The organism is Peribacillus acanthi, from assembly GCF_003073175.1.
Classification (GTDB): Bacteria; Bacillota; Bacilli; order Bacillales; family DSM-1321; genus Bacillus_BN; species Bacillus_BN acanthi.
In genome coordinates this window covers 1-21,497 of record NZ_QBBX01000014.1, presented here as the reverse complement: position 1 = coordinate 21,497, position 21,497 = coordinate 1, and the positions used below count along the sequence as shown (strand labels likewise).

Annotated in this window: 26 protein-coding genes; 4 read left to right on the top strand and 22 right to left on the bottom strand. The window is 35.6% G+C overall.

Translation table 11 applies throughout. From position 1 onward, the window contains the following. From DBX25_RS14205 to DBX25_RS14195, 3 genes are all read right to left on the bottom strand, one after another. Complete coding sequence (locus DBX25_RS14205) at positions 1 to 969, bottom strand: YncE family protein (protein ID WP_108671478.1); 969 nt, start codon at positions 967 to 969, stop codon at positions 1 to 3. A gap of 137 nt (positions 970 to 1,106) precedes the next feature. Next, entirely contained in the window at positions 1,107 to 1,406 is a 300-nt protein-coding gene (locus tag DBX25_RS14200) for a rhodanese-like domain-containing protein (protein WP_108671477.1), read from the bottom strand. An 11-nt stretch (positions 1,407 to 1,417) separates the two neighbouring features. Further along, on the bottom strand, positions 1,418 to 1,687 hold the full coding sequence (locus tag DBX25_RS14195) for a hypothetical protein (protein ID WP_108671476.1): 270 nt from the start codon (positions 1,685 to 1,687) through the stop codon (positions 1,418 to 1,420). Positions 1,688 to 1,791: 104 nt separating this feature from the next. Here DBX25_RS14195 and DBX25_RS14190 point away from each other — a divergent pair, with 104 nt between their 5' ends. Next, positions 1,792 to 2,034: a DNA alkylation repair protein gene (locus DBX25_RS14190; protein ID WP_108671475.1), complete on the top strand. Its 243-nt coding sequence runs from the start codon at positions 1,792 to 1,794 to the stop codon at positions 2,032 to 2,034. 57 nt (positions 2,035 to 2,091) lie between these two features. On the opposite strand, the gene DBX25_RS14185 is transcribed toward DBX25_RS14190, so the two are convergent. The 4 genes from DBX25_RS14185 to DBX25_RS14170 all read right to left on the bottom strand — a co-directional run bounded on the left by DBX25_RS14185 (position 2,092) and on the right by DBX25_RS14170 (position 6,179). After that, on the bottom strand, positions 2,092 to 2,919 hold the full coding sequence (locus DBX25_RS14185; RefSeq protein WP_108671474.1) for a hypothetical protein: 828 nt from the start codon (positions 2,917 to 2,919) through the stop codon (positions 2,092 to 2,094). Between the two features lie 133 nt (positions 2,920 to 3,052). Further along, positions 3,053 to 4,663, bottom strand: coding sequence for an MDR family MFS transporter (locus tag DBX25_RS14180; RefSeq protein WP_108671473.1), 1,611 nt, complete (start codon positions 4,661 to 4,663; stop codon positions 3,053 to 3,055). A 68-nt stretch (positions 4,664 to 4,731) separates the two neighbouring features. Then, positions 4,732 to 5,142, bottom strand: a complete 411-nt coding sequence (locus tag DBX25_RS14175; protein WP_240620323.1) for a MarR family winged helix-turn-helix transcriptional regulator — start codon at positions 5,140 to 5,142, stop codon at positions 4,732 to 4,734. Positions 5,143 to 5,264: 122 nt separating this feature from the next. Next, positions 5,265 to 6,179 carry a CobW family GTP-binding protein gene (locus tag DBX25_RS14170; RefSeq protein ID WP_108671472.1) on the bottom strand — a complete coding sequence of 305 codons (915 nt, stop codon included), beginning with the start codon at positions 6,177 to 6,179 and terminating at the stop codon, positions 5,265 to 5,267. 293 nt (positions 6,180 to 6,472) lie between these two features. Here DBX25_RS14170 and DBX25_RS14165 point away from each other — a divergent pair, with 293 nt between their 5' ends. Together DBX25_RS14165 and DBX25_RS14160 are read left to right on the top strand one after the other, a co-directional pair. After that, a complete protein-coding gene (locus DBX25_RS14165; protein ID WP_108671471.1) occupies positions 6,473 to 7,243 on the top strand; it encodes an STAS domain-containing protein in 771 nt (256 codons plus the stop codon). Between the two features lie 106 nt (positions 7,244 to 7,349). Continuing rightward, complete coding sequence (locus tag DBX25_RS14160; RefSeq protein ID WP_108671470.1) at positions 7,350 to 8,069, top strand: AlbA family DNA-binding domain-containing protein; 720 nt, start codon at positions 7,350 to 7,352, stop codon at positions 8,067 to 8,069. A gap of 29 nt (positions 8,070 to 8,098) precedes the next feature. Here DBX25_RS14160 and DBX25_RS14155 read toward each other — a convergent pair whose 3' ends face one another. From DBX25_RS14155 to deoD, 4 genes are all read right to left on the bottom strand, one after another. Beyond that, positions 8,099 to 9,064 carry a nuclease-related domain-containing protein gene (locus tag DBX25_RS14155; RefSeq protein ID WP_157950978.1) on the bottom strand — a complete coding sequence of 322 codons (966 nt, stop codon included), beginning with the start codon at positions 9,062 to 9,064 and terminating at the stop codon, positions 8,099 to 8,101. Positions 9,065 to 9,624: 560 nt separating this feature from the next. Then, entirely contained in the window at positions 9,625 to 11,082 is a 1,458-nt protein-coding gene (locus DBX25_RS14150) for a lmo1851 family serine protease (RefSeq protein WP_108671468.1), read from the bottom strand. A 71-nt stretch (positions 11,083 to 11,153) separates the two neighbouring features. Next, positions 11,154 to 11,993, bottom strand: a complete 840-nt coding sequence (locus tag DBX25_RS14145) for a M15 family metallopeptidase (RefSeq protein WP_108671467.1) — start codon at positions 11,991 to 11,993, stop codon at positions 11,154 to 11,156. 163 nt (positions 11,994 to 12,156) lie between these two features. Further along, on the bottom strand, positions 12,157 to 12,861 hold the full coding sequence (gene deoD / locus DBX25_RS14140) for a purine-nucleoside phosphorylase (RefSeq protein ID WP_108671466.1): 705 nt from the start codon (positions 12,859 to 12,861) through the stop codon (positions 12,157 to 12,159). A 173-nt stretch (positions 12,862 to 13,034) separates the two neighbouring features. On the opposite strand from deoD, the gene DBX25_RS20855 reads away from it, so the two are divergent. After that, the gene (locus DBX25_RS20855; RefSeq protein ID WP_170110136.1) at positions 13,035 to 13,187 is read left to right on the top strand and encodes a hypothetical protein; all 153 of its coding nucleotides are present in this window, start codon (positions 13,035 to 13,037) and stop codon (positions 13,185 to 13,187) included. Positions 13,188 to 13,267: 80 nt separating this feature from the next. Here the strand turns inward: DBX25_RS20855 and DBX25_RS14135 are convergent, their stop codons facing one another. From DBX25_RS14135 to DBX25_RS14090, 11 genes are all read right to left on the bottom strand, one after another. Then, entirely contained in the window at positions 13,268 to 13,588 is a 321-nt protein-coding gene (locus DBX25_RS14135; protein ID WP_108671465.1) for a YodL domain-containing protein, read from the bottom strand. 169 nt (positions 13,589 to 13,757) lie between these two features. Next, positions 13,758 to 14,528 carry a sporulation protein gene (locus DBX25_RS14130; RefSeq protein WP_108671464.1) on the bottom strand — a complete coding sequence of 257 codons (771 nt, stop codon included), beginning with the start codon at positions 14,526 to 14,528 and terminating at the stop codon, positions 13,758 to 13,760. Next, positions 14,515 to 15,309: a serine/threonine protein kinase gene (locus DBX25_RS14125; protein WP_108671463.1), complete on the bottom strand. Its 795-nt coding sequence runs from the start codon at positions 15,307 to 15,309 to the stop codon at positions 14,515 to 14,517. The genes DBX25_RS14130 and DBX25_RS14125 overlap by 14 nt, the downstream gene beginning before the upstream one ends. A gap of 332 nt (positions 15,310 to 15,641) precedes the next feature. Beyond that, the gene (locus DBX25_RS14120; RefSeq protein WP_108671462.1) at positions 15,642 to 15,812 is read right to left on the bottom strand and encodes a YozD family protein; all 171 of its coding nucleotides are present in this window, start codon (positions 15,810 to 15,812) and stop codon (positions 15,642 to 15,644) included. Between the two features lie 80 nt (positions 15,813 to 15,892). Beyond that, positions 15,893 to 16,609, bottom strand: a complete 717-nt coding sequence (locus tag DBX25_RS14115) for a hypothetical protein (RefSeq protein ID WP_108671461.1) — start codon at positions 16,607 to 16,609, stop codon at positions 15,893 to 15,895. Positions 16,610 to 16,812: 203 nt separating this feature from the next. Continuing rightward, positions 16,813 to 17,034 (bottom strand): YozE family protein, encoded by a 222-nt coding sequence (locus DBX25_RS14110; RefSeq protein ID WP_108671460.1) that lies wholly within the window; start codon positions 17,032 to 17,034, stop codon positions 16,813 to 16,815. A 76-nt stretch (positions 17,035 to 17,110) separates the two neighbouring features. After that, entirely contained in the window at positions 17,111 to 17,302 is a 192-nt protein-coding gene (locus DBX25_RS14105) for a hypothetical protein (RefSeq protein WP_108671459.1), read from the bottom strand. A gap of 242 nt (positions 17,303 to 17,544) precedes the next feature. After that, the gene (locus tag DBX25_RS20675; RefSeq protein WP_157950977.1) at positions 17,545 to 17,682 is read right to left on the bottom strand and encodes a hypothetical protein; all 138 of its coding nucleotides are present in this window, start codon (positions 17,680 to 17,682) and stop codon (positions 17,545 to 17,547) included. An 88-nt stretch (positions 17,683 to 17,770) separates the two neighbouring features. Continuing rightward, positions 17,771 to 18,055 carry a YokU family protein gene (locus DBX25_RS14100; protein ID WP_108671458.1) on the bottom strand — a complete coding sequence of 95 codons (285 nt, stop codon included), beginning with the start codon at positions 18,053 to 18,055 and terminating at the stop codon, positions 17,771 to 17,773. Continuing rightward, positions 18,048 to 19,478 (bottom strand): lysine 2,3-aminomutase, encoded by a 1,431-nt coding sequence (gene kamA, locus DBX25_RS14095; protein WP_108671457.1) that lies wholly within the window; start codon positions 19,476 to 19,478, stop codon positions 18,048 to 18,050. The genes DBX25_RS14100 and kamA overlap by 8 nt, the downstream gene beginning before the upstream one ends. A gap of 104 nt (positions 19,479 to 19,582) precedes the next feature. Beyond that, complete coding sequence (locus tag DBX25_RS14090) at positions 19,583 to 20,974, bottom strand: sigma-54 interaction domain-containing protein (RefSeq protein WP_108671456.1); 1,392 nt, start codon at positions 20,972 to 20,974, stop codon at positions 19,583 to 19,585. Positions 20,975 to 21,497: the final 523 nt, after the last annotated feature.

The following is a 21,497-nucleotide window of genomic DNA, read 5'->3' as shown; positions in this document are numbered from 1 at the left end:
TTACTCCCTTGCTAACAAATGGAAAGGTCCTTTTCCGACACTAACTGTTTTTATTACTTTCAACGTTTTTGGGTCTAAAACCGAAATATCATTGCTATCGTAACCAGCTACCAGAAGAAGATCTTTATATTCAAGTAAATAAAAAGGATTTACTCCGACTTGAATTTTTTCTAGCTTATTTTGGGACCAGCGATAGACTAAACTAGAACCATGACTCACTATAAACGTACCTTCCTTTGTATTTGTCAGAAAGATTGGCATGGAAGGTGCATGAATCTTGTTAATTAGTTGGCCAGTTTTAATTGAATACACATTTACATTTTCCTCAATATTAGACCCCAATCCATGACCACCTATCCAAAGCTGTGAATCATTTTCATTAAGAAGGATACCAGCCGAAGAGGAATTAACACGTATTTCTTCCTCTGCTTTATACGTTTTTGTGTTAATCACTGAAACCTTTGTATCATGGAAGTTCAAGACGAAAATCTGGTTTAGCTTTTCTGATTCGACCAATGAAATTGGAGATTTCCCTGTTTTTACAGAGTGCCGCTCTTTTCCATCCTCAGAAAAAAAACGAATTTCATCATGCATTTGATCAACGAAAGCTAGTTCTTTTGCTGTTTTTAATTGTACAATTTGCACAATTCCTTCCCCGACATCCCATGAATCTATTTGGATGCCTTTACTTAAAGAGAATACATCGACAGTTTTCATTTGCTTGCCATAAACTAATAATGTATCTTTATCCTCTAATAGAATGGCACCAGTAATAGGACGTTTTAATTCCCATGTAGCTAGGCTCTTCCCAGTCTTTGCATCTTGAAAGGATAAACTACCATCTTTTAAATTTACCGAAGCAAAAAAGGATATCGATTCATTGATTTTTTTATACTTTTCCTTTTGACACCCTGAAAGAATAATGGATAAGGCGCAAATCGCAATGATCATTAATTTTATCCTTTTCATCTCAATCTCCTCTTAACTACTCTCCTATGAGTGTAAATGTTCAATGTGAAAAAAGTGTGAAAGAACCTAACCATTTTTTGACCAATTCATGAATAAAATCCCGGTTTTGGCCGGGATTTTAAAAGAAGGTGTCTAGACTATTCTCTTTTTCCTTCCCATGCAGACATGCCTCCAAGAATATCCACCGTTTTAAATCCTTGTGATTCCATAAATTCTTGGGCCCTCGCACTTCTTCCACCTGCATGGCAAATAATATGGTATTCTTTATCCTTGTCCAGCTCTTGTAACCTTGACTCTAGTGTACTTAATGGAAGATTTATTGCGCCAGGTATGATTCCGTCACTTTCCACTTCACTAACTTCACGCACATCTAAAATAGTTAAGTCTTCCTGATTCTCTAATTTCCCCATAACTTCACTGGTAGTAATTTTTTTCATAACAAGACCTCCTAAAGGTTTTTCATAGTAAATAAGTATAATTGCAGCAATGCTGATTTTTCATTTTCATCCAGAGATGATTCCATTAGCCTCGCTGTGCTCATATAAAATTTTTCATATTTCGATTTACGGATTCTTGGATGAGAATTTTCATCAAGCAGTTCTCTTTTAATTAATTCTTGAAGTACTGCCAAAGGATCTTCACCTTCTGCAATAATGCGATTATTCCATATTTGTTGATAGCATTTCAATAGTTCACTATGAGAAATTGCCTTATTCATACAAAATTCCCACTTTCTATACCGATTACTCATTCCATATTACATAGTTTTTGTAAAGAATACAAAAAATAACATCGTAAATTTATTATGAAAGGATGTTTATCATGACATCTCCATACCGTTGTCCAAATTGTAAGACCAACAAAAGTAGGTTCAATATTATTGAACAGGTTGTAACTCCAGTAAAAATGGATCCTCAAACGGGTTCGATCGTTCAACAGTATGAAAATAATGCTCTAGAACCTTTCCATATGCCCTATCGGGGTCCTGAATATCGAGTCCAGTGTGCTGCATGCGGTTTAATTGAAGACGAAAAAACATTTGCAGCTTACGGCGGGATAAAATAAATTTTCATGATTTAAAAAATCTATCTTATTTAACGGAAATAAGATAGATTTTTTTGGTCAATTTAATTTTTTGAAAAACTTCTTTGAGTCCACTCTCCAGCTTTCAAGCGGCGAGGTTCTTACCAATAAGATGTTCATGGAAACTTTTCTTTCCCCTGACTCAGTTAGTACACTTAATGTGACGGGGATATTAACTCCACCACGAAGTGGATTTTGATCAGAATCAATATGCAGCTCCTGTAACCGAATTGCTTTTATATCATAGAATTGTTTATCATTCATTTCAGTAATTTTTTGGAGACTCATGAAATTAAAAAGATACAAATCCTGCTGTTCTATAGATGCAATAAATGCTTTAACTGTTTCAGATGGCGTAAGACCCGTCAAGTACTCATCCAATTTTCCAGCTGCTTTTAAGGTCATTAATAAATGAGAAAGATCCATTTTATTTGAGCTATGTGTGATACTGCCAAAAAAATGAATACAAAAGTGACCTGGAAAGTTATTTGCCAAAGCTCCCGCACCGTGTGGCATACCATGCATTGATGCTGCAAGTAATCGGTCTTCATCTAATATTAATATGGCTCTTCTTTTCCAACTCCATTTGCCGTTAAAGATTTCTTTCATTATTTTCGTATCATCGGTTGTTAATGGTTGTACATCCGCATGATACATTCCTGCTCGCCTTTGAACCTTGAAAGACTTTTTTGTTTCCACATCAATAACCGTAAAATATGCATACCTTGGCAAAATCTCATTGACTTCATTCCATGGAAGCATTTCTACTTGAAATGAAATCGGCGAATCGTAATCCTTTTCAACTATCGCCTCGGTTTGTGATGTTTGAGTTAAAGCAAGAAATAATATTAGAAGGACTTTTTTCATAAATAGGCACCCCTTTTTTATCCTTCTTATTTTTCTTGATTTAACCCTGTTTATTCTCTTCAAAAATTCGTAATGTTGACCAAAAATGGAAAAGAAAAAAGAGCCATATAAATTTCTACGGCTCTCATGAAAATTAACGATTTGCTACTATTTTCTTCTCTTCTGATTCAAGGTGTTTTTCTTTAGGCTGTGATTGTCTTAATGGGATTTCTTTTAACAAAAATGTGAGCAAAAATCCACTAAATACTACAATCGATCCAACTAAGAAAACGTCCGTAATTGCATCAGTCATGGCCTTCCTAACAATTTCAATCATCCCATCAAACATGGAAAGCATCTCTGTTGGTACATCACTTCTGATATCAGCTAATTTTTCGTGGTTAATCAATAGCTGTGGATTCTGAATTTTTGACAGCAGTTCAGACATGGTAGACGTTCTATCGATGAGCTGATTAGAAGTAACAGACTCGTTAATATTACTTGAAATCTTATTGTTCATAATCGTCCCCATTAACCCTACACCGACAGTCCCTCCAATTTGCCTAAATAGTTGAACGGAGGAGGTAGCTACACCTAATAATTTTTGGTCGGTGGCATTCTGAACGGTTAACGTAAACACAGGCAAACTTAATCCAAGACCAAAACCGACTATGATGTTATAGAATGTCGCAAGTGCAATGGTCGTTTCATGGTCCATTAAGGATTGCAAATACATCCCCATAGACATGATAAGGAGCCCTAACAACGCATTTCTTTTATACTTCCCAGTTTTGGTCATTAATTGTCCTGAAATGGTACTTGCCACCACCATGCTAATGGTCATAGGCATCATTATGAAACCTGATTTGGTTGCGGATGTGCCTATTACTCCTTGAATGAAAAATGGCATATACATAATAGCACCAAACATACCGAACCCTAAAATAAAACCGATAATATTGGATAAAGTAAAAATTTCATTTTTAAATAATCCCAATGGTAACACAGGACTCTTTGCTCTTTTTTCGACAAAAATAAACAATGAGAGTGCCATTAAGGTACCGATTAAAAGACTGATAATGGGCATTGAAACCCAGTCATACTCTTTGCCACCCCATGTGAAGGCAAGGAGTAAAGGAACAATCGTCAAAGTAATCATTACAGAGCCTAAGAAGTCAATTGGTTCCTTTTGTTTCGCTTCCACTTTCGGGAAAAGAAATAAAATCATAAAGAATGCAACTAATCCAACCGGCAAGAATACCCAGAAAACCCAATGCCAATCTGAATTATCGACAATCCAGCCACCTAAAGTAGGACCGAAAACACTGGCTAAACCGAAAACCGAAGTCATCAACCCTTGCCAACGACCTCGCTCTCGAGGAGAAAACAAATCACCAATGGCTGTAAATGAAGTAGACATAATCAGTCCAGCACCTAATCCTTGGATTCCTCTAAAGAGAATTAATTGAATAATATCATTTGAAAGACCCGATAAAAATGATCCTACTGTAAAAATTCCAATACCGACAAGTATGAAGGGTTTCCTTCCATATAAATCAGAGAGCTTTCCAACAAGAATGGCAGTTACACTAGAGGTAAGCATATACATGGTGAAAACCCAACTATAATATTCCATTCCACCTAAAGTGGCAATTATTTTAGGTAAGGCGGTTCCAACGATGGTTTGATTTAAGGCTGCAAATAACATAGCTGACATAATGGCTAACATGATGGCAAGTTTTTTCTTATGTTCAAGATGTTCCAACACTTCCCCCCCTTTTTTATTACGATATACAAAAGATTAACTAAGTGAAGCATTATTGTATAAAAAAGCTACTCTAATCTTCTGAACAATTGAATGAATTGTTCAAGCTCCCCTTCTGTGAACTTATCGAATTTAGATCGTAGAAATTCTGATTTCTTTTTTTCTAGCTCTTCTACCTTGTTTTTTCCCTCTTCAGTAAGGGAAATCAAAACTAACCTTCTATCTTGAGCACTACGAAGTCTAACGATATAACCTTTATTAGCTAATGAGTCCGTTACACTTGTAATATGACTTGCAGAAACATTTAAATACTTGGAAATGTATGAGGCTGGACTATTTCCATTTAATAACAGAAACCTTAAAACTGAAAACTCATTTGCATTGAGTTCTGTGCCATACAGATTATTTAATTCCAAACGCATTTGTCTAAATACTGTCCGAAATAACTTCTCAAGCTGATAAATTTGATTTTCTTTCAAATTAAACTTCTTCCTTTACTTTATAAATAGTTAACTTAGTTAATAAAATAATACTAGTGATTTTTTTCTTTTATGTCAAATGAAAAAGGTAGGTCTGAAAGGGACCATACCTTTTTCGATGATTAGTGTGTTGTTTGTAATTCTTCTAGCTGTTCTGTAATCAGTTTCTTATCCAATGATTCCCCAATAATCACAAGGTTCAAAGGCATATTCATATCTTCTGGCAATGACATCGGCATCCCATATGAATATTGAAAAAGATGAGGATATTGTGAATGGCTGAAAGGAATATATCCTTTCATACGATAGACCGATTCTGGTAAGCTTCTTAACCAATCCTCAAATTTCTCACGTGAAATGGCTCCTTTAAAAGTATATACAATGGTTTGCAATTGCAGATCTTTTTTTCCAGAGTTTCCTGAATAGTTCTTTTCCCCTAACGTAACTCCATGAATGGCATTCAACCCCACCCTTGAATGCTCTGTTATTATTAGTTTCGCATGTGAATTGATTTGTTGAATTTCAAAACTAATTTGACCGGCTTCCATTTCGGATACTAAGTCTATTTTATTTAAGATTAACAAATCGGCATGCTGAATTTGCTCAAGCATTAAATGTCTAATTTGTGGTGAAAAACTTGCACGATCCCTCCACCTCAGCATGTCGACCACGGTTATTATTCCCTTGTACAGTAAACGAGTCGCGAAAAGAGGAGAAATGATCGCATCCAATACCTCAACTGGATGTGCAGCCCCTGTCGTTTCTATGTAAATAGCGTCTAAATCATGTGTAAGTAAATCCTGTATTTGAGCTTCAAGCTTATCTTGAATGGTACAGCAAATACAGCCATCAAACATCTCCTTTAATGGAACCTGCTCGTCAAAGGCTTTTGAATCGACCGATACCTTCCCTAGTTCATTAAGCAAAATGGCAATTTTACGTCCACTATTTTTCTCTTCATTCACAATTTTTTGTAACAATGTGGTTTTTCCACTGCCTAAGAAACCACCTAAGATGTAAATTTCCGTTAATTTCATGATTATCTCCTTAATCAGTTTGTAATAGAAATCGTATCACATATTTAGGGAATTTGTATATTCTTCAAGTAACTCATTAATTTTAGAATTCGACATTCTTTGCTTGATTTTAGGCTTTCGCTTCGAATTTCGAATCCTAAAGTAGAAATGTGCCTTAAGGTCCCACTCTAACCTATCAATTTTCCAGATATAGTACATTAAAACCATTTTACATTCCACAAGCTTATCAATAGGATTGCTTCAATGTAATTTGTTATAATAAATATTATTGAACGAAGAGGAGCCCTTTGAAAATGTCTATTGGAAAATTACCAAACAATCTAATGTTAGAAAACGTTTTGGAAGTAATAGATGAAACAATTCTTGTGGCTGACCTTGAATTTCGTCTAGTGTGGATGAATAGTGCAGCAATTCGGACCTTGAACCCTCTAATGGAATTATATGGTATTAAAAACGATGAAAACATCTTAGGTAAACACATGGATTTTTTTCATAAAAAACCAAAGCACCAAAATCGTATTATGGAAAACCTTTCGCATAGCCATCGTACTCGAATATCGATTAAAGACCGTTACTTTGCCGAAACTGTCATAACGCCTATATTTGATCATGAAGAAGTGAAGCAGGGTTATTTGTTGATGCTTCTTGATGTCACAGAAAAGGCGAAACAGGAAAAAGAACGTGAAAAAATGATTGACCTTCTATCAACTCCGATTATGAAGCTATGGGATTATATCCTAGCAGCTCCAATTGTCGGAGTATTAAACGATGATCGTGCAGAGAGATTAACTTATAAAGTACTTGAGAATTGTGTCAAGGAACGTGCGGAGTATTTTCTTTTGGACGTCTCATCATTAAATGAGATTGATACGAATACAGGTCATTATATCAACAAAATCTGTCAATCCCTACGACTAATCGGAACAAAATGCTTTATTGTTGGCGTTACTCCTCAATTAGCACTTTCCATTGCCAACCACCATTATGAATGGAAAACGTTCTCGCACGTACAAAATGCCCTTATCGAGATATTACCATTTAGTAAAAATCTTATAGAAGACTAATTTTTAAGCCAGGTTTAATTAACTTGGCTTTTTCTCATTTCATTGTCTCTTCTTTAGTATTAGTTGACTATAATAATAAAAAGATTATAAGAAAGGAAAGAGGAATATGCTCTTTTCCAGCATCTATCCTATTGTGTTAAAAAAATTCTTACTAGAACCCTCTAAAGAAAACCTCCGTGATGTACTATTACATAATACTGGTGAAACGGATTTTCTAGATTTCAAAACAAAATGGATTGAGCTAACAAAGCTAGCTAAGCATATCCTTGCAATCGCAAACTCTGGTGGTGGTTGTATTATTGTTGGAGTCAGTCAATCATCAAAAGGAACGGTACAACTGGACGGATTATCCAACCAAGATTTTTTAGATAAAGCTGATATAGATAATAAACTTCAAAATTTACTACCCAAATACCTCAAATACCGTACTGAAGATTATCAGTTTTCCAAAAGGACACATACTCTTTTACAGGAAAAAAGATTTCAAGTTTTATTCATTGATTATGATCCAAAATATGTCCCCTACACCTCCATCGTCCAACAAGGCGAACTCAGATACGGAGCCATTTATGTTAGGCAAGGTACTAAATCAGTAGAAGCCTCTAATGAAAAGCTTGTAGATATCATCTTGCGAAAGGTCCAATCTGGTGGATCCACTTCAACAGAAACATTACTACAGGACCACTTGAAGCATTTGAAAATACTATACGAAGAATTGAATATGCAGACCGAAGAAGATTATCGAGCATTTTTAAAAGAAATGATTGAAGAGAAAAAGAGTGTGATAAAGAGGGAGTTGAGTTTGGGTGGAGGGACGGAGATGTAATCAAAACAAGGTCTTCTTATAACCAATTACTACAAGCTATATCGTCTACCCTTAAATTTCCCACCACTAAAAGGAAGATTGAGTTTCTTAATCCAGCGGTAACAGACTGAGTCATTGTGAAGTAAGAAGTATTTTTTCAGTTCTTTACTTGAGATTTGAGAGTTTATTAATAGTTTATATTCTTGAAGAGCAAGTAAATGTGCATCTTCCGATATATGATTACACATTTGGCACCGCCATTTCATATAAATACTTTTCATAGGAGCCTCGTTACATTTTGGGCATATCACGCCATTGATTATATGTGATTTATCTATTTCAAATTTCGTAATAAAATCCACGTCACCGGGATTATGATTTGATAAAATGTAATCTGCTACTCTGTTAATTTCTTTCGTTGTTATTATTTCTCTGTTATAGGTAGCTTCAAATTCATTTATCTTATCCGGCAAAGAGGCAATCCTAATTACTTTATTATAATAGCCATCTGTATCATTAATACTTTTTAGGATTGCTGATGAATTAGTCATAACAACTAAGGATTCTATCGGTATAAAGGGGAAATTATATTTCTTAAGTTGTTCTCTCAATAATATTTCCTGTCTATTAATCTGAAGAATTGGGTCAGGCAATACCTCTTCCTTTCCATTATTTTTTCGAATAATCTGTTTAAACTTTGAATCAAAAATTAATTCTCCAGCGATGTTTTTTAGTTCTAAAATAAGGAAATGAGTTTTGGAGAGTATGAGGACATCAATTTGGAAGTAATTTTTCGAGTTGTATGGAAGACGTATATCGTTAATTATTAGATGATTTTCACTTTCAATAAGGCGATATAGATAATAATCGACGGATTGTTCCCCTCTAAATCCTGAAAGCCGTTTGGCTAACTCTGCTTCAATAAGCCTCCTTTTCACGTGTTCTTTAGGTATTCTTCTAAGTAATGATTCTAATTTTACAATTGGGATAGGTAAAACCCGTTCTTTTATAATCAAATTGCATTTCTCCTTTCGTATGTGTATATTTCTGTTTTGGAAGTTTATTCTCCTGCAATAGATATCTTTGCTAGACATTTTTTTTTTAGAAATATGACTTGTTCAACAGTAATATATTCAAACTGATTTCACACACATTCTTGCACTTTGGATAATGTTCTAATTCCCAACGAGTATTTGGACACACTGTTTTCCCTTCTCTTAGAGCTTCTTTCCTTTCACTCCACCCTATTTATCCTTCACTTTCGAGGATTTTACCTTTCACTTTTTAAAATTTACTCTTCACTTTTTGTTAAAGTCTATATTTTTCTCTCTTTTTGAGCCAGTTATCGAGCATGTTAGCGTCCTTTCTCTTCACTTTTCCTTTTTACCATTCAAGTTTTTGTTTTTTGATAACGATCGGATTCTGCTTGGACTATTTTACCCGCCACTCGCCTCTTCTTTCCTTTCACTCCACCCTATTTATCCTTCACTTTCGAAGATTTTACCTTACACATGAATGAATCTTTCAAACCTATTCCCCGATTCCAAACAAAAAACGGCCCTCAGGCCGTTTCCCACTACTTCTTTACATTCTCAATGGCTTTTAATAATTGTGTGTCGTTGGAGACGATTTTTTCTCGGATTTTGCTCATGAGAACCATCGTAGTATCTCCACTTACTTTCCCTGTTACTTCTAATTTGTTTGCTTTTTGGAATTCTGTTACGGCTTTTTGAGTAGCTTCGTCGAAGTATCCGTCAACGTTGCCAGGTTTATAGCCAACTGCTGCTAACATTTCTTCAATCGCTTTTACTTCTGTACCATTTGTAGTGATTGAAAGTTCTTTTTCTGGCGAGATGTATGGTAGGTTGGCGTATGATGGAAGCGCAACTTTCACATCTGGCTCAATACCTTTTTTGTGTATCCAGTTGTCGTTTGGAGTCAGCCATTTTGCAGTCGTGTATTTGATGTTTGATCCGTCATCTAAATCAACTGCAGTTTGGACTGTACCTTTACCGAATGTCTTTTCTCCAATTAATAGGATTCCAGCTGCTTCTTTTAATGCACCTGCTACTATTTCAGAAGCACTTGCACTTCCGTTGTCGATTAAAACTGCGACAGGAACTTTTACTTTTTTGCCGCCTTTTGCTTTATAAACTTCTTTTTCACCATTGCGGTACTCGACTGAAAGGATTTGTTTCCCTTCTGGAACGAACAAATCTGAAATATCAAGCGCTTGATCCAAGATGCCACCTGGATTTTGTCTAAGATCAAGGACAAGACCTTTCATGCCTTTACTTTCCAAATCGTTTACAGCTTTTAAAAGTTCTTCGTATGTATGTTCAGAAAAACTTGTGATTTGAATGGTTGCAATTTTGCTATCATCCATCTTAGCATAGACGGTTTCAATCGGGATGGTATCACGGACAATTTCAACTTGCATTGGTTCTGAGTTTTTACCCCGTTGAATCATTAATTGGACCTTTGTTCCTTTTTTCCCTCGAATTAAGGTCACAGCTTCGGTAGTGGACATCCCTTCTAAGCTTTTTCCATCTACACTTAAAATGTAATCGTAAGGTTTCAGCCCCGCTTTTTCAGCAGGTGATCCTTTTATAGGAGCTACGACCATAATTTTTGAATCTTGTGTTTGAATTTCCGCTCCAATTCCTTCGAATGAAGAAGAAATTTTCTCATGGAACCCTTGTGCTTCTTCAATGTCCATATAAACTGAATATGGATCTTCTAGAGATTGAAGCATTCCTGTAATGGCACCACTAATTAATTTTTTATCATCTATATCAGTGTAATAATCTTTTTTAATTGTGTCATAAGCTGAGTATAGCTTACTAAATTCATTTCGCTGATTAATAACTTGTTGGATTGGTTTTTCTCCATCTTCTCCAAACATTAGAGCAAGTGTTGTGATACCAGCTGTAAGAAAGATGATAAGGAAAATCCCCATTACGAAATGGAATTTCTTAATTTTCATATATTTATTACTTTGTTTTGGTTCTTCCATAGTTTGATTTTCTTCCATAATTCCACCACTTTCAGAGTGACATGTTCTTTATACCATTATTAAACAAATTTTGCATATAGGAAAGTATTTTATACTTGCTTGACCAATTTGAAGTACTCTTCTAGCGTAAGATTCTTTTCATAAATAACCTTTGCAACATCTTGTCCAACGTAACGGAAGTGCCATGGTTCAAATTTGTATCCTGTAATAGATTCTTTTCCTTTTGGATAACGAAGGATAAATCCATATTTATGTGCATTATTTGCAAGCCAATTTCCTTCAGCTACGTTTTCAAAATCCTGTGTTAATTCTAAGTTAACCGACTTACTTGAAATGTCCATAGCCAAGCCAGTCTGATGTTCACTTTGACCTGGATAAGCAACTGCCTCTATTGCCTTTGCTTCGCCAACTTTAGTAATTTCATTATCTAGTATGATGGCTTGTCTTTCATATGAACGATACCCTGACACTGCGAACAACTCTATTCCACTGACTTTTGCACCTAAGAAAAGTGCTTCTAAAGCTCGTGAAGCTTCCGCTCTCATTAATGCTTTTTCGATTTTTTCATCTCCAAAAGAAAATGGCACGTTTGGTTTTACCAAATCAGAAGGAATATAGTTTTCAGCTAATGAAAACTCCTTGTTCACGAGAGCTACTATGTTTTCTGGATTGTTGATCATCAATTTGCCGTTTACAACAGTCGTATCATTAAAATACTCTTCGGGTAATGTTAGAACTTCTTCTTCTGGTTGGTTAGTTGTGTCATCATCTTCTGTTTCATTTGATTGTTCTTCTGGTTCTTGAACTTGTCCGTCATTTTTAACTATCATTTTTTTATCGGAATCTTTATTTACATAATAATTATATAATTGACATCCGCTCAAGCTTGTTGCTACAAGAAGAACGATGATTAACTTTAAAAATTTCATGTTGGCATCACCCTTCTGTTTTAAAAAATACACTTTCTCATTTTATCACTTATTCCTTAAATAGTAACATATTATTTAAGGAATGGTACTTTACTCTTATCTATCCAAAAAAATCCGTTATTCCAGCGTTTCAGGCGCAAAAAATAACGGATTTTTATTATTTCTAGTCTTGAATCGCAGCTTCCAGTGCAACTTCAATCATTTCGTTAAATGTAGTTTGTCTTTCTTCGGCTGTTGTTTCTTCACCTGTTAAGATGTGATCACTCACCGTTAATACAGAAAGAGCTTGCACATCGAACTTAGCTGCAATCGTATAAAGAGCTGTTGTTTCCATTTCTACAGCTAAGATTTTATACTTTGCCCATTTTTCAAACTCTGCATTGTCATTATAGAATGAATCGGCAGTGAATACACTACCTACCTTTAAGTTAAGGCCTTTTGCAATTCCAGCATCATAGGCTTTTTTCAATAAATCAAAGTCGGCCGTAGGAGCATAATCTACTCCACCAAACGTTAATCTGTTCATTTGGCTATCAGTAGAGGATGTCATAGCTAGAATTACGTCTCTAACTTTTACATCCTTTTGAATAGCTCCACAAGTCCCTACACGAATCAATTTTTTCACATCATAGCTATTAATTAATTCATTGATGTAAATGGAGATGCTAGGCACTCCCATTCCAGTTCCTTGGACGGAGATTCTTTTCCCTTTATACGTTCCAGTGTATCCAAACATGTTGCGTACTTCATTATATAATTTTGGTTCTTCCAAAAATGTTTCTGCAATATATTTTGCTCGGAGAGGATCTCCAGGTAAAAGGACTGTTTCAGCGATATCGCCAGGTTTTGCTCCAATATGTACACTCATTATTATTTCCTCCTTTTTAGCGTGAGAGCTACAATACAATACTATACCACATTCAATTTGGGGAAAAACAGATAATTATTTCTTACTCCAATTATTGTCTTTCTAAAGGCATTGTAATATTCCTAAAAAACGAATCCATACTATAGAAGAACCTATTTTGAGGAGGAATAACGATGGGTAAGAAACACCGTAATAGGGTTAATTCACCAAAAAAGAACAATCATATACCGGCTGAGGGCATTATTGCAGAACAAGAGGCCCATGGAAAAGAATACTCTGCTCAAGGTCGTAAAAATGGACCTGGACATAATCAAGAACCTCGATAACATAACTAACCCCGAATCTTTTTACGGTTCGGGGTATTAAGCATTCCATATCATTGACTAAACTTTTTACTAACATTGTTTCAACATACGTGTAACCTATGTATCACTTTCCACCCGCCAATACACAACTTATAATATGATTTCCCCTTTAATCCTTCATCAATTAGAACAATGTCTCCTGTCGTTATATAACGCGCTTGATAATCCTTTGGAATACGATCAGCTACATTGAATTTTCCAAAGACTGTTTCTATTGCTTCTGTATGTGATTCCGCTTCTACGTTTAAACGGTACACTTGCTGATAGCCTCGTTTTTGCCCATATGCTTTGGTCTGGAAGATTGTTATATCGTAGACACTGTCTGTTTCCAATGGCTTACTCTTTACAAATCCTTTTAGCATTTTGGGTTCCCCGCCTTCTATCCAGAATATCTACAGATAAAATTAGGGATTAAGCTTGTCGAATCCTTTATCGGAACAACACTAGTTTTGTCGAGAAAAGCAAATTCCAAAAAAATTGTAAACTTAATAAGTACACAAAAACCTGCCAAATATTCGGCAGGCTTCTATACTATGCGTATTTCGCTATAAGGGCGTTAATTTTAGACGCTAAGTTAGGTATGTCATTTTTTGTGATGGTAGTAGCCACACGAGTTTCATCCATCTCCAATGCTTCTGCAAACAGACCAGCTAATCCTCTTGCACGGCGATCAATTTCAAAATAAACATCCACAGAATCATGGTTGGTTTGGAAGTAAACTAGCTCTAATTCATCTAGCTTCCCACGGTAAGCACCACTGTATGGAACGAATTCGAATTCTTGGATATAGGGCTGTCTTCCACGGAATCGTGCTGGAGCGGCCTCACAATCGCTGTTACGAAGCTTGAACCCAAGGTCAGTCAAAGCTAGGAACAGCGAATGAATAAGTTCATTTGGTTGAACTTTAATGTAATCGGCATCCTTTGGGTCTACTGCATTTTTAATGTCTAAACCTGTGGCTACCCACACTCTTGTTGAACCATAAGTTAAAGGAGTGTCCATTGGTAGGTTGAAGCTAAATGGAAACACCTTTTTCTCATTTACTCCAATCGTAAATGGTTCATTGATTCTCACTCGTTCAATCGTAGCTGTTTGAGTGTATTTTTTATCATCATGTTCTTTAATATAAGTTGTATTCAATGTTAGGTAGATTTCGTCAATGGATTGTTCTACATTTCCCCCTACAATTTCAACATGCCCTTGTACTTGTTCCCCAGGAAGGAAAGAGTCCTTTTCCAGTCTAGTATCTACTTTTGCATTTCCAATCCCCATAGTGGCTAAAAACTTGTTAAACATTGACATGACTTTTTCCTCCTAATAATTTGGTGTCTACATAAGATATTGCAGCTTCAGTCGATTCAAAAGGAGTTTCTAACATTAGTAATTTTTTAATGAAGACTTTTGCATCTTCTGTAAGTGGCAATTCTTCATGCCAGCTTTTTTCCTTAGTGCTATTTGGTTCAAAGGTTGAATATAAAAGGAATAGAAAAAAATGACCTATGCCCCATAAATCACTCACATATGATGCTTCTTTTTTCGGATTTTCTATATTAGAACTAGTTGCATTATCTGACTTTGTTGCCAATCCGAAATCTATGACAAATAGTTGATCACCATTTGTTAAGATATTTGGGATTCTTAAGTCTCTATGGACGATGTTTTTTCTATGAAGATAATTAGCTATTTGTAATAATGCCCTTACAATATAAACCGATTCTATAAAAGTGTATGATTTTCCTTCTTGGAAAATCAAATCATCAAAGGTTTTTCCATGCACTTTTTCCATAATATAAAAAGGAATCCCATTGATGTGTCCTGCTTCCACAATTTTGGGAATAGAGCGATGATTCAACTCTCTAAGAATGGATTGCTCGAATTCAAAACATGCGATTGCTTCTTTCGATTTCGCCCTTTTCTTCCTAAGTCTTTTCAACACATAAGACTTCTTGTCAATCTTATTCCTAATTACATATGTTTTTCCATAGCCACCGAGAGCTAGCTCTTCTTCAAGTTCCCACTTCTCATGTTCGGAAAAATGTTTGATAAATATTTGGTCTAACTTTTTCTCGCTAACAAATCTCATTAGCTACTGAAAAAGCTATGAGAACTTTTGAAAATACTCTTTTTATGTTTTTTCTGATAATGTTTATATCCATACTGGGAGTGCTTATTGGAATATTTATGCTTAAAATCGCTACTAGAATATTTAACGTGATGTTTCATTCCTAACAGTGTTTTTATCAGTTTTTTTAACAAAGGGAACCTCTCCTCTTCATCTCATTTATTTTCTATACTCTAAATACGATGTAAAAGCGAAAAGGTTTCATTATGTAAAAAAAGATTAATACAATTCCACATGAAAAACGACGGCTAAACCGTCGCTACTTCCAAGATGTTAGGGCAAACTCGAGTTCTTTATTCCTCAATTTCTTCATCTATGATGCATTTCTCAATCAAATATTCAAAGGTGATGTCAGCAATTTCTTCTAATTCTTCCTCTGATGGAACGTATCCACGCCTTGTTAGTTCTTGAAAGAAGAACTCAGCAATTTCTTCCGTGTCGATAAAAACTTCGATTTCACGCAAACTTGATCGCCCCCTTTACTTAAGATGTATGAGCTTAGGAAACCCTTTATTCCGTTATTAAAAATTGTGATGGGATTACTTCACTTAGATGAAGAGTTTTTAGGAGTTTTATAGAGTTCAGAGGAAAGTTTCTTAATTTTATTCAATACTAGCCCTTTTACTTTTTTGTATTCTTCATCGCCAAAAGTTTCATATAGAAAAAGGTAATCATTATATAAATCAAGTAAACCATCAATCATTTGCTTTTTTTCATATCGTTCTTGCAATTGTTCTTTTTCAGCTTTCCTGGTATTAAAGCTGGAGGTAGGATTTATTTCTTTTTTTCCCGTCTTCTTATTAATAGGGAAAAGCAAACCTAATTTTTGTATGAAGGTGTCTGCGCTTTCTGCATCAGCAACTAGGGTCAGCTCCTCTTCATGCGCTTCCAACCATTCACCATCAGAAATTCTTGATAGTTCATAAATTACATCTTCCCAAGCGTTTTCCTTGTATCTCCAAATTTCGGTCCTAAATCCGACAACCTTAAAATAATCTTGCCCATACCCATCTACTGAAACTAAATCCCCAAAGAAGAATTTATATTCAATATCAATTTTCTCTGTTTCCTGAAGGATTTCTCCTTCAAATTCACTAATATGCTGTAAGGTAGATTCCATATAAAGTCCTTCACTATGATTCACTTCGTAAACATAAGCTCCGTCCATGAATTGCACATCAGTTATGTTGCCAACAGTGCCATACATTATGATGACTACAGTATCACCCTTATTGAATTTAGGTTTTTTCTTCTTCGCCATAGAAGACATCCTCTCGACTCAACTCTAGTAGTTAGGTACGATATTATATGCAAAAAACAATCCGGACGTTATTAAAGAAAAGAGGATGTGCTGCCTTACATGATGTTAAAAATGGCGTTAAATTAATTACTGTAAAAATTAGTGTAAAAAAAGGGCTCCAATATTTCTAGAAAAAAAAGCCGAATCATATTAGACTCGGCCATTTACACAATTGAACTTTGTTTATATTTATCCCACGCATCATCAAAAATTGCCATTGAGGGTAAGTATTCCCCATACATTTCTAAATATCTGCTAAGTTCGTCATAATCTTTTGATTGCCTCGGAAAACCATGATCATCGTAAGCATTGTTGGCGAATTTTGTAATTTCATCTTTTGCTTTAGGTTGTCTATATGTGATTAAAAATTGGTAGAAAGTTTTCATGCAAATACCCCTTATAGAAATTCGTTTAAAATCTACTATATCGAATTTCGAAAACGGAGTCTACTCTTATAAATCATCAACCCCATCTTCCTGATTTACCCATTTCTAGAAGGGCCCAAATAATATTGAACATTAAGATTGCGATTGTAATAGGAACCGCGTGAAGCCAGTTCTTTCCAAATTTTTCTTTAATTACCCCAACGTAATATCCACATAAAAATAGAACAAACATTGCTGCTACTAACATTATTGTAAATGCCAAATACATAGTGCCCTCTCCTTCGCACTGTCATTTTTATATTCTCATCATACATCAAGGGGTATTAAGAAAAATAAAGAAAGGATGAACAATTTGTGAATACGAAAAGCGGCAATGCATACTAAGTGCTTGGCTCAACTAGATACAAACACCACCGCATTTACATCGATGCCATGCCCTTTTCTGTTTATTAGTCGCAAAATAAAAGAGCCTGCAAAATGCAAGCTCCTTTTAATAGTGATTCCAGAATCTTATTGATTTTTCTTTTTTAAATCATTTTTTGTGATTTCGCTGCGAATGTTCACTTCTTTAGAGAACTCTGTATCATTGTTTTGGTTGTTAGGATATTTGTTTTGGCGTTCACGGTTGTTGTTTTGGTTTGTCATCATTTTTTCCTCCCTTATTGTCGGTACAAATTTATTTTGTGCATTCGTCGACTATTTATTTATCGGGATGGAGAAATATTTACCCTATTATTTATGAAGAAAAATCGAAATAATTTTTTTTTAGTATGCGTTCCATTTCCATTAAATCCTTATAATTAATTGGAGATGTTATTTTTCTCCGGTCCACTAAAAATAACTGGTCCTCGATTCCTTTTACAATTGTCTCTTGCTGGTACTCAGCTTCACAAATTGGACATTTAATAGTTGGGGTATCCTTAATTTCAATAGCTCTGGAACCATCCGGTAACTCCCAATATACACTTGCAGTGGTCTCTTGAATTTGCTTTTCTTCACACCATTCACACCGTTCAGTCATTATTGGCCTCCTCTTTTGCAGGAGCAAGTTCTTTTTGAGTCATTTTTTGTTGTTCGGTTAAAAATTTCTTTTCTTTTAATTCATCTCTTTTTTCACGTTTATCTTTTAGTGATGCATGTTCTGGATTCTTATTATACTCCTGTCGTTTAGACAGACGCTTTAATCCTTCCGGTATTAGATTAAACGTAGCATCGTTCATGATGCCAGAAACACCTGCCATGGATTTTTTAGATTCATAATCAGGATAAACGGTCTTGAAGTAATCTTCCGCTTGACCTGGAGTATAACTCTCAGGTTCTGGATAAGTGGTAATAACACCTTCAAAATTCCTTAAAACAGTCTTCGTTGGTGATTGTGAGAGAATATAATTCGGTTGTAATGAAATCTTACCTCCACCACCAGGAGCATCAACAACAAAGGTTGGAACAGCGTAACCTGAAGTATGCCCACGCAATCCCTCGATAATTTCAATCCCCTTCGAAATTGGAGCTCGGAAGTGGCTAATTCCTTCTGAAAGGTCACATTGGTAAATATAGTATGGGCGTACACGAATTTTAACTAGATCATGCATTAATTTTTTCATAATTGCGACACTGTCGTTAATGCCTGCAAGGATAACCGACTGATTACCAACAGGTACTCCAGCATTTGCAAGCATTTCACAGGCAAGTTTGGATTCTTCTGTAATTTCCATTGAAGTATTGAAGTGTGTATTCAACCAAACTGGATGATACTTTTTTAAGATGCTACATAGTTTTTCCGTAATCCTTTGCGGGAACACAACTGGTGCTCTTGTTCCAATCCGTATGATTTCAACATGAGGAATTTCACGTAAACTCTTTAGGATATATTCGACGATCGTGTCATTAATAAGTAAACCATCTCCTCCTGAAATCAAAACATCTCTCACTTCAGGAGTGTTCCTAATGTAGCCAATAGCTGCGTCCAATTGCTTTTTAGGGACACCCATGCCAATTTGACCAGAAAATCTTCTTCTTGTACAGTAACGACAATACATTGAGCATTGATTTGTCACCAAGAACAATACACGATCGGGATAACGATGGGTTAGGCCAGGAACTGGGGAATCTTCATCCTCATGTAGAGGATCTTCAAGATCATATTTTGTTTTATAGATTTCTTTTCCAATAGGAACTGATTGCATTCTGATTGGACATCTAGGATCGTCAGGATTCATTAAAGATGCATAATAGGGAGTGATGTTAAGAGGAATGGTCTTGGTTGAAATCTTTACTCCCTCTTCTTCTTCAGGTGTTAAGTTAATGACCTTTTTTAAATCGTCTAGAGTGCGGACTGTATTTGTGAGTTGCCATAGCCAATCATTCCATTGTTCTTCTGTTACGTTCTTCCAAAGCTCAATATCCTTCCAATGGCGACTAGGTTTATATAAATCGTGTCTCATAAAATACCTCCCAAGTTCTTTTCCTTTATTTCATGCAAGTAGCGTGCCATCTTTCAATAACTAACTCCTTTACTTTATGAAAAATTACGCTAATTGGATAAAAGTTATTTAGGAATATCCTTGTGTGTATTTTTACAATCATAATCCAGCTTCGATAGTTTATATTGGAGAGTTTGCCTTGGAATGCCCAAAAGACTTGCTGCTTGCAGAATATTTCCATTCGTATTGAGCATAGCGTGCTTGATTAACGTTTGTTCTGTTTCTTTCAATGCTTTTCGCAAAGGTTGGATTGGTGGGATGTTTGTCTTACTGCTGAGAGAAGCTTTTAACGAATCAGGCAAATCTCTTAACGTTAACACATTATCTTCAGAGCAATTCATCATGAATTCAATAGTATGTTTAAGTTCCCTCACATTACCTGGCCATTGATACGAGTAGAAAAAAGTTTCAACCTCTTTAGAAACACCTTGTATGGATAATTGTAAAACTTGATTATATTTTCCTATGAAATATTGCGTTAATAAGAGGATATCTGATTTTCTTTTACGTAATGGTGGTAAATGAAAAGGTAACACATTTAATCTGTAATATAAATCTTGCCGAATTAGATTTTTTCGCATGGCTTCATCGGGATGAACGTTTAAAGCAGCCATAATTCTCACATTTACCGAAATACTTTTCGTTCCACCCACTCTTCTGATAAGACCATCTTCCAATACACGAAGAAGCTTTGCCTGTAACTCAACGGGAAGGGATTGTATTTCGTCTAAAAAAAGTGTTCCACCATTGGCCAATTCGAATAAACCCGGTCGATCAATGGCACCTGTATAGCTTCCTTTTGCAGTACCAAACAATATACTTTCGAGTAATGTATCTGGTAATGCTGCACAGTTCTGAGCAATAAACGGCATTGCTCTACGAATAGAAGCATTATGTAATCCTTGAACGAATAGTTCTTTCCCGCTTCCACTCTCTCCGTAAACCAGTACAGTTGAAGCTGATTTTGAAAGTTTTTTGGCCCTTTCAATTTGAGATAAAAAGATAGCATCTTCAGTAATTAGATTTTCAAACGTATGCTTAGCACCATTCGAAGGCTCTGCTTTAATAGGAGCTTCTTTAATCATTTTCCGTTCTAGATCCAGAAGCCGTTCTGATAATTGTCTTAACTTTGAGTAATCCTTTGCTACCTCCACTGCACCTACCAGTTTTCCATCGACATAAATTGGCAAAGTGCTATTGATGGTATCTATGGTTTTTCCATGTGCATTAACGTAAGTTTGTCCTTTTTGAATGATGGGCTTACCTTTTGCTAGTACGTCTAGTAAGGTACTAGTCTCGTTTGTTAAAGATGGAAACGCGTCTAACAGATGTTTTCCGAGTACCTCCTTAACTTTCATGCCATCATGATTCGCGGCAATCGTATTATAGAATATAGTTTTTCCAGTAGTATCAACTACATGGATTCCCTCATCAATAATCTTCAAAATGGCTTCCATAATCTCTCTTGTTATGTATAAGTTATCCAGTCTACTGCACCCCTTCTTAGAAGTCTTTCTACATTTATATGAAGGAGTGCCGAAATCTTGTCATTTTTGTGCTGATTTTTTGGCATATGAACTAATGTTTTTTAGATTACAGAAGCAATCTTTTTTCCTTTGGTTCTCTAAGTAGATTATTGATTTGTTTTAATGCCAATTTTTTGGCATCTATACTTTTTAGGACGGTTTGTAAAAATGCCGTTAATTTCGGTTCGAGGCACTTCGCTTTTCGCGGGGTTGGCGCTGAGACTCCTCGCTGCTGTTGGCGACTGTGGGATCTTAGCTGTCAAGCATATCCTGCGGGGGTCTTCGCCACTTCCACTCCTATTTACACAGGTTTCTACATTCATTCATTTTTCACAAAACCTAAATACCTAGAAAATGGATAAATAAAAAGAGGTTCTCCGTCAAATGTTGGGGGAAAATCATTCTAGGCTACCGCGCTTCGCTTGGTGGCCTTTTGTTCTGTGGAGGGATGGTA

Excerpts from the sequence above, each read along its gene's own strand:
- DBX25_RS14205 (WP_108671478.1), bottom strand. The coding sequence starts at position 969 with ATGAAAAGGATAAAATTAATGATCATTGCGATTTGCGCCTTATCCATT.
- DBX25_RS14200 (WP_108671477.1), bottom strand. The coding sequence starts at position 1,406 with ATGAAAAAAATTACTACCAGTGAAGTTATGGGGAAATTAGAGAATCAG.
- DBX25_RS14195 (WP_108671476.1), bottom strand. The coding sequence starts at position 1,687 with ATGAATAAGGCAATTTCTCATAGTGAACTATTGAAATGCTATCAACAA.
- DBX25_RS14190 (WP_108671475.1), top strand. The coding sequence starts at position 1,792 with ATGACATCTCCATACCGTTGTCCAAATTGTAAGACCAACAAAAGTAGG.
- DBX25_RS14185 (WP_108671474.1), bottom strand. The coding sequence starts at position 2,919 with ATGAAAAAAGTCCTTCTAATATTATTTCTTGCTTTAACTCAAACATCA.
- DBX25_RS14170 (WP_108671472.1), bottom strand. The coding sequence starts at position 6,179 with ATGAAATTAACGGAAATTTACATCTTAGGTGGTTTCTTAGGCAGTGGA.
- DBX25_RS14165 (WP_108671471.1), top strand. The coding sequence starts at position 6,473 with ATGTCTATTGGAAAATTACCAAACAATCTAATGTTAGAAAACGTTTTG.
- DBX25_RS14160 (WP_108671470.1), top strand. The coding sequence starts at position 7,350 with ATGCTCTTTTCCAGCATCTATCCTATTGTGTTAAAAAAATTCTTACTA.
- DBX25_RS14150 (WP_108671468.1), bottom strand. The coding sequence starts at position 11,082 with ATGGAAGAAAATCAAACTATGGAAGAACCAAAACAAAGTAATAAATAT.
- DBX25_RS14145 (WP_108671467.1), bottom strand. The coding sequence starts at position 11,993 with ATGAAATTTTTAAAGTTAATCATCGTTCTTCTTGTAGCAACAAGCTTG.
- deoD (WP_108671466.1), bottom strand. The coding sequence starts at position 12,861 with ATGAGTGTACATATTGGAGCAAAACCTGGCGATATCGCTGAAACAGTC.
- DBX25_RS20855 (WP_170110136.1), top strand. The coding sequence starts at position 13,035 with ATGGGTAAGAAACACCGTAATAGGGTTAATTCACCAAAAAAGAACAAT.
- DBX25_RS14135 (WP_108671465.1), bottom strand. The coding sequence starts at position 13,588 with ATGCTAAAAGGATTTGTAAAGAGTAAGCCATTGGAAACAGACAGTGTC.
- DBX25_RS14130 (WP_108671464.1), bottom strand. The coding sequence starts at position 14,528 with ATGTCAATGTTTAACAAGTTTTTAGCCACTATGGGGATTGGAAATGCA.
- DBX25_RS14125 (WP_108671463.1), bottom strand. The coding sequence starts at position 15,309 with ATGAGATTTGTTAGCGAGAAAAAGTTAGACCAAATATTTATCAAACAT.
- DBX25_RS14115 (WP_108671461.1), bottom strand. The coding sequence starts at position 16,609 with ATGGCGAAGAAGAAAAAACCTAAATTCAATAAGGGTGATACTGTAGTC.
- DBX25_RS14110 (WP_108671460.1), bottom strand. The coding sequence starts at position 17,034 with ATGAAAACTTTCTACCAATTTTTAATCACATATAGACAACCTAAAGCA.
- DBX25_RS14105 (WP_108671459.1), bottom strand. The coding sequence starts at position 17,302 with ATGTATTTGGCATTTACAATAATGTTAGTAGCAGCAATGTTTGTTCTA.
- DBX25_RS20675 (WP_157950977.1), bottom strand. The coding sequence starts at position 17,682 with ATGATGACAAACCAAAACAACAACCGTGAACGCCAAAACAAATATCCT.
- DBX25_RS14100 (WP_108671458.1), bottom strand. The coding sequence starts at position 18,055 with ATGACTGAACGGTGTGAATGGTGTGAAGAAAAGCAAATTCAAGAGACC.
- kamA (WP_108671457.1), bottom strand. The coding sequence starts at position 19,478 with ATGAGACACGATTTATATAAACCTAGTCGCCATTGGAAGGATATTGAG.
- DBX25_RS14090 (WP_108671456.1), bottom strand. The coding sequence starts at position 20,974 with ATGGAAGCCATTTTGAAGATTATTGATGAGGGAATCCATGTAGTTGAT.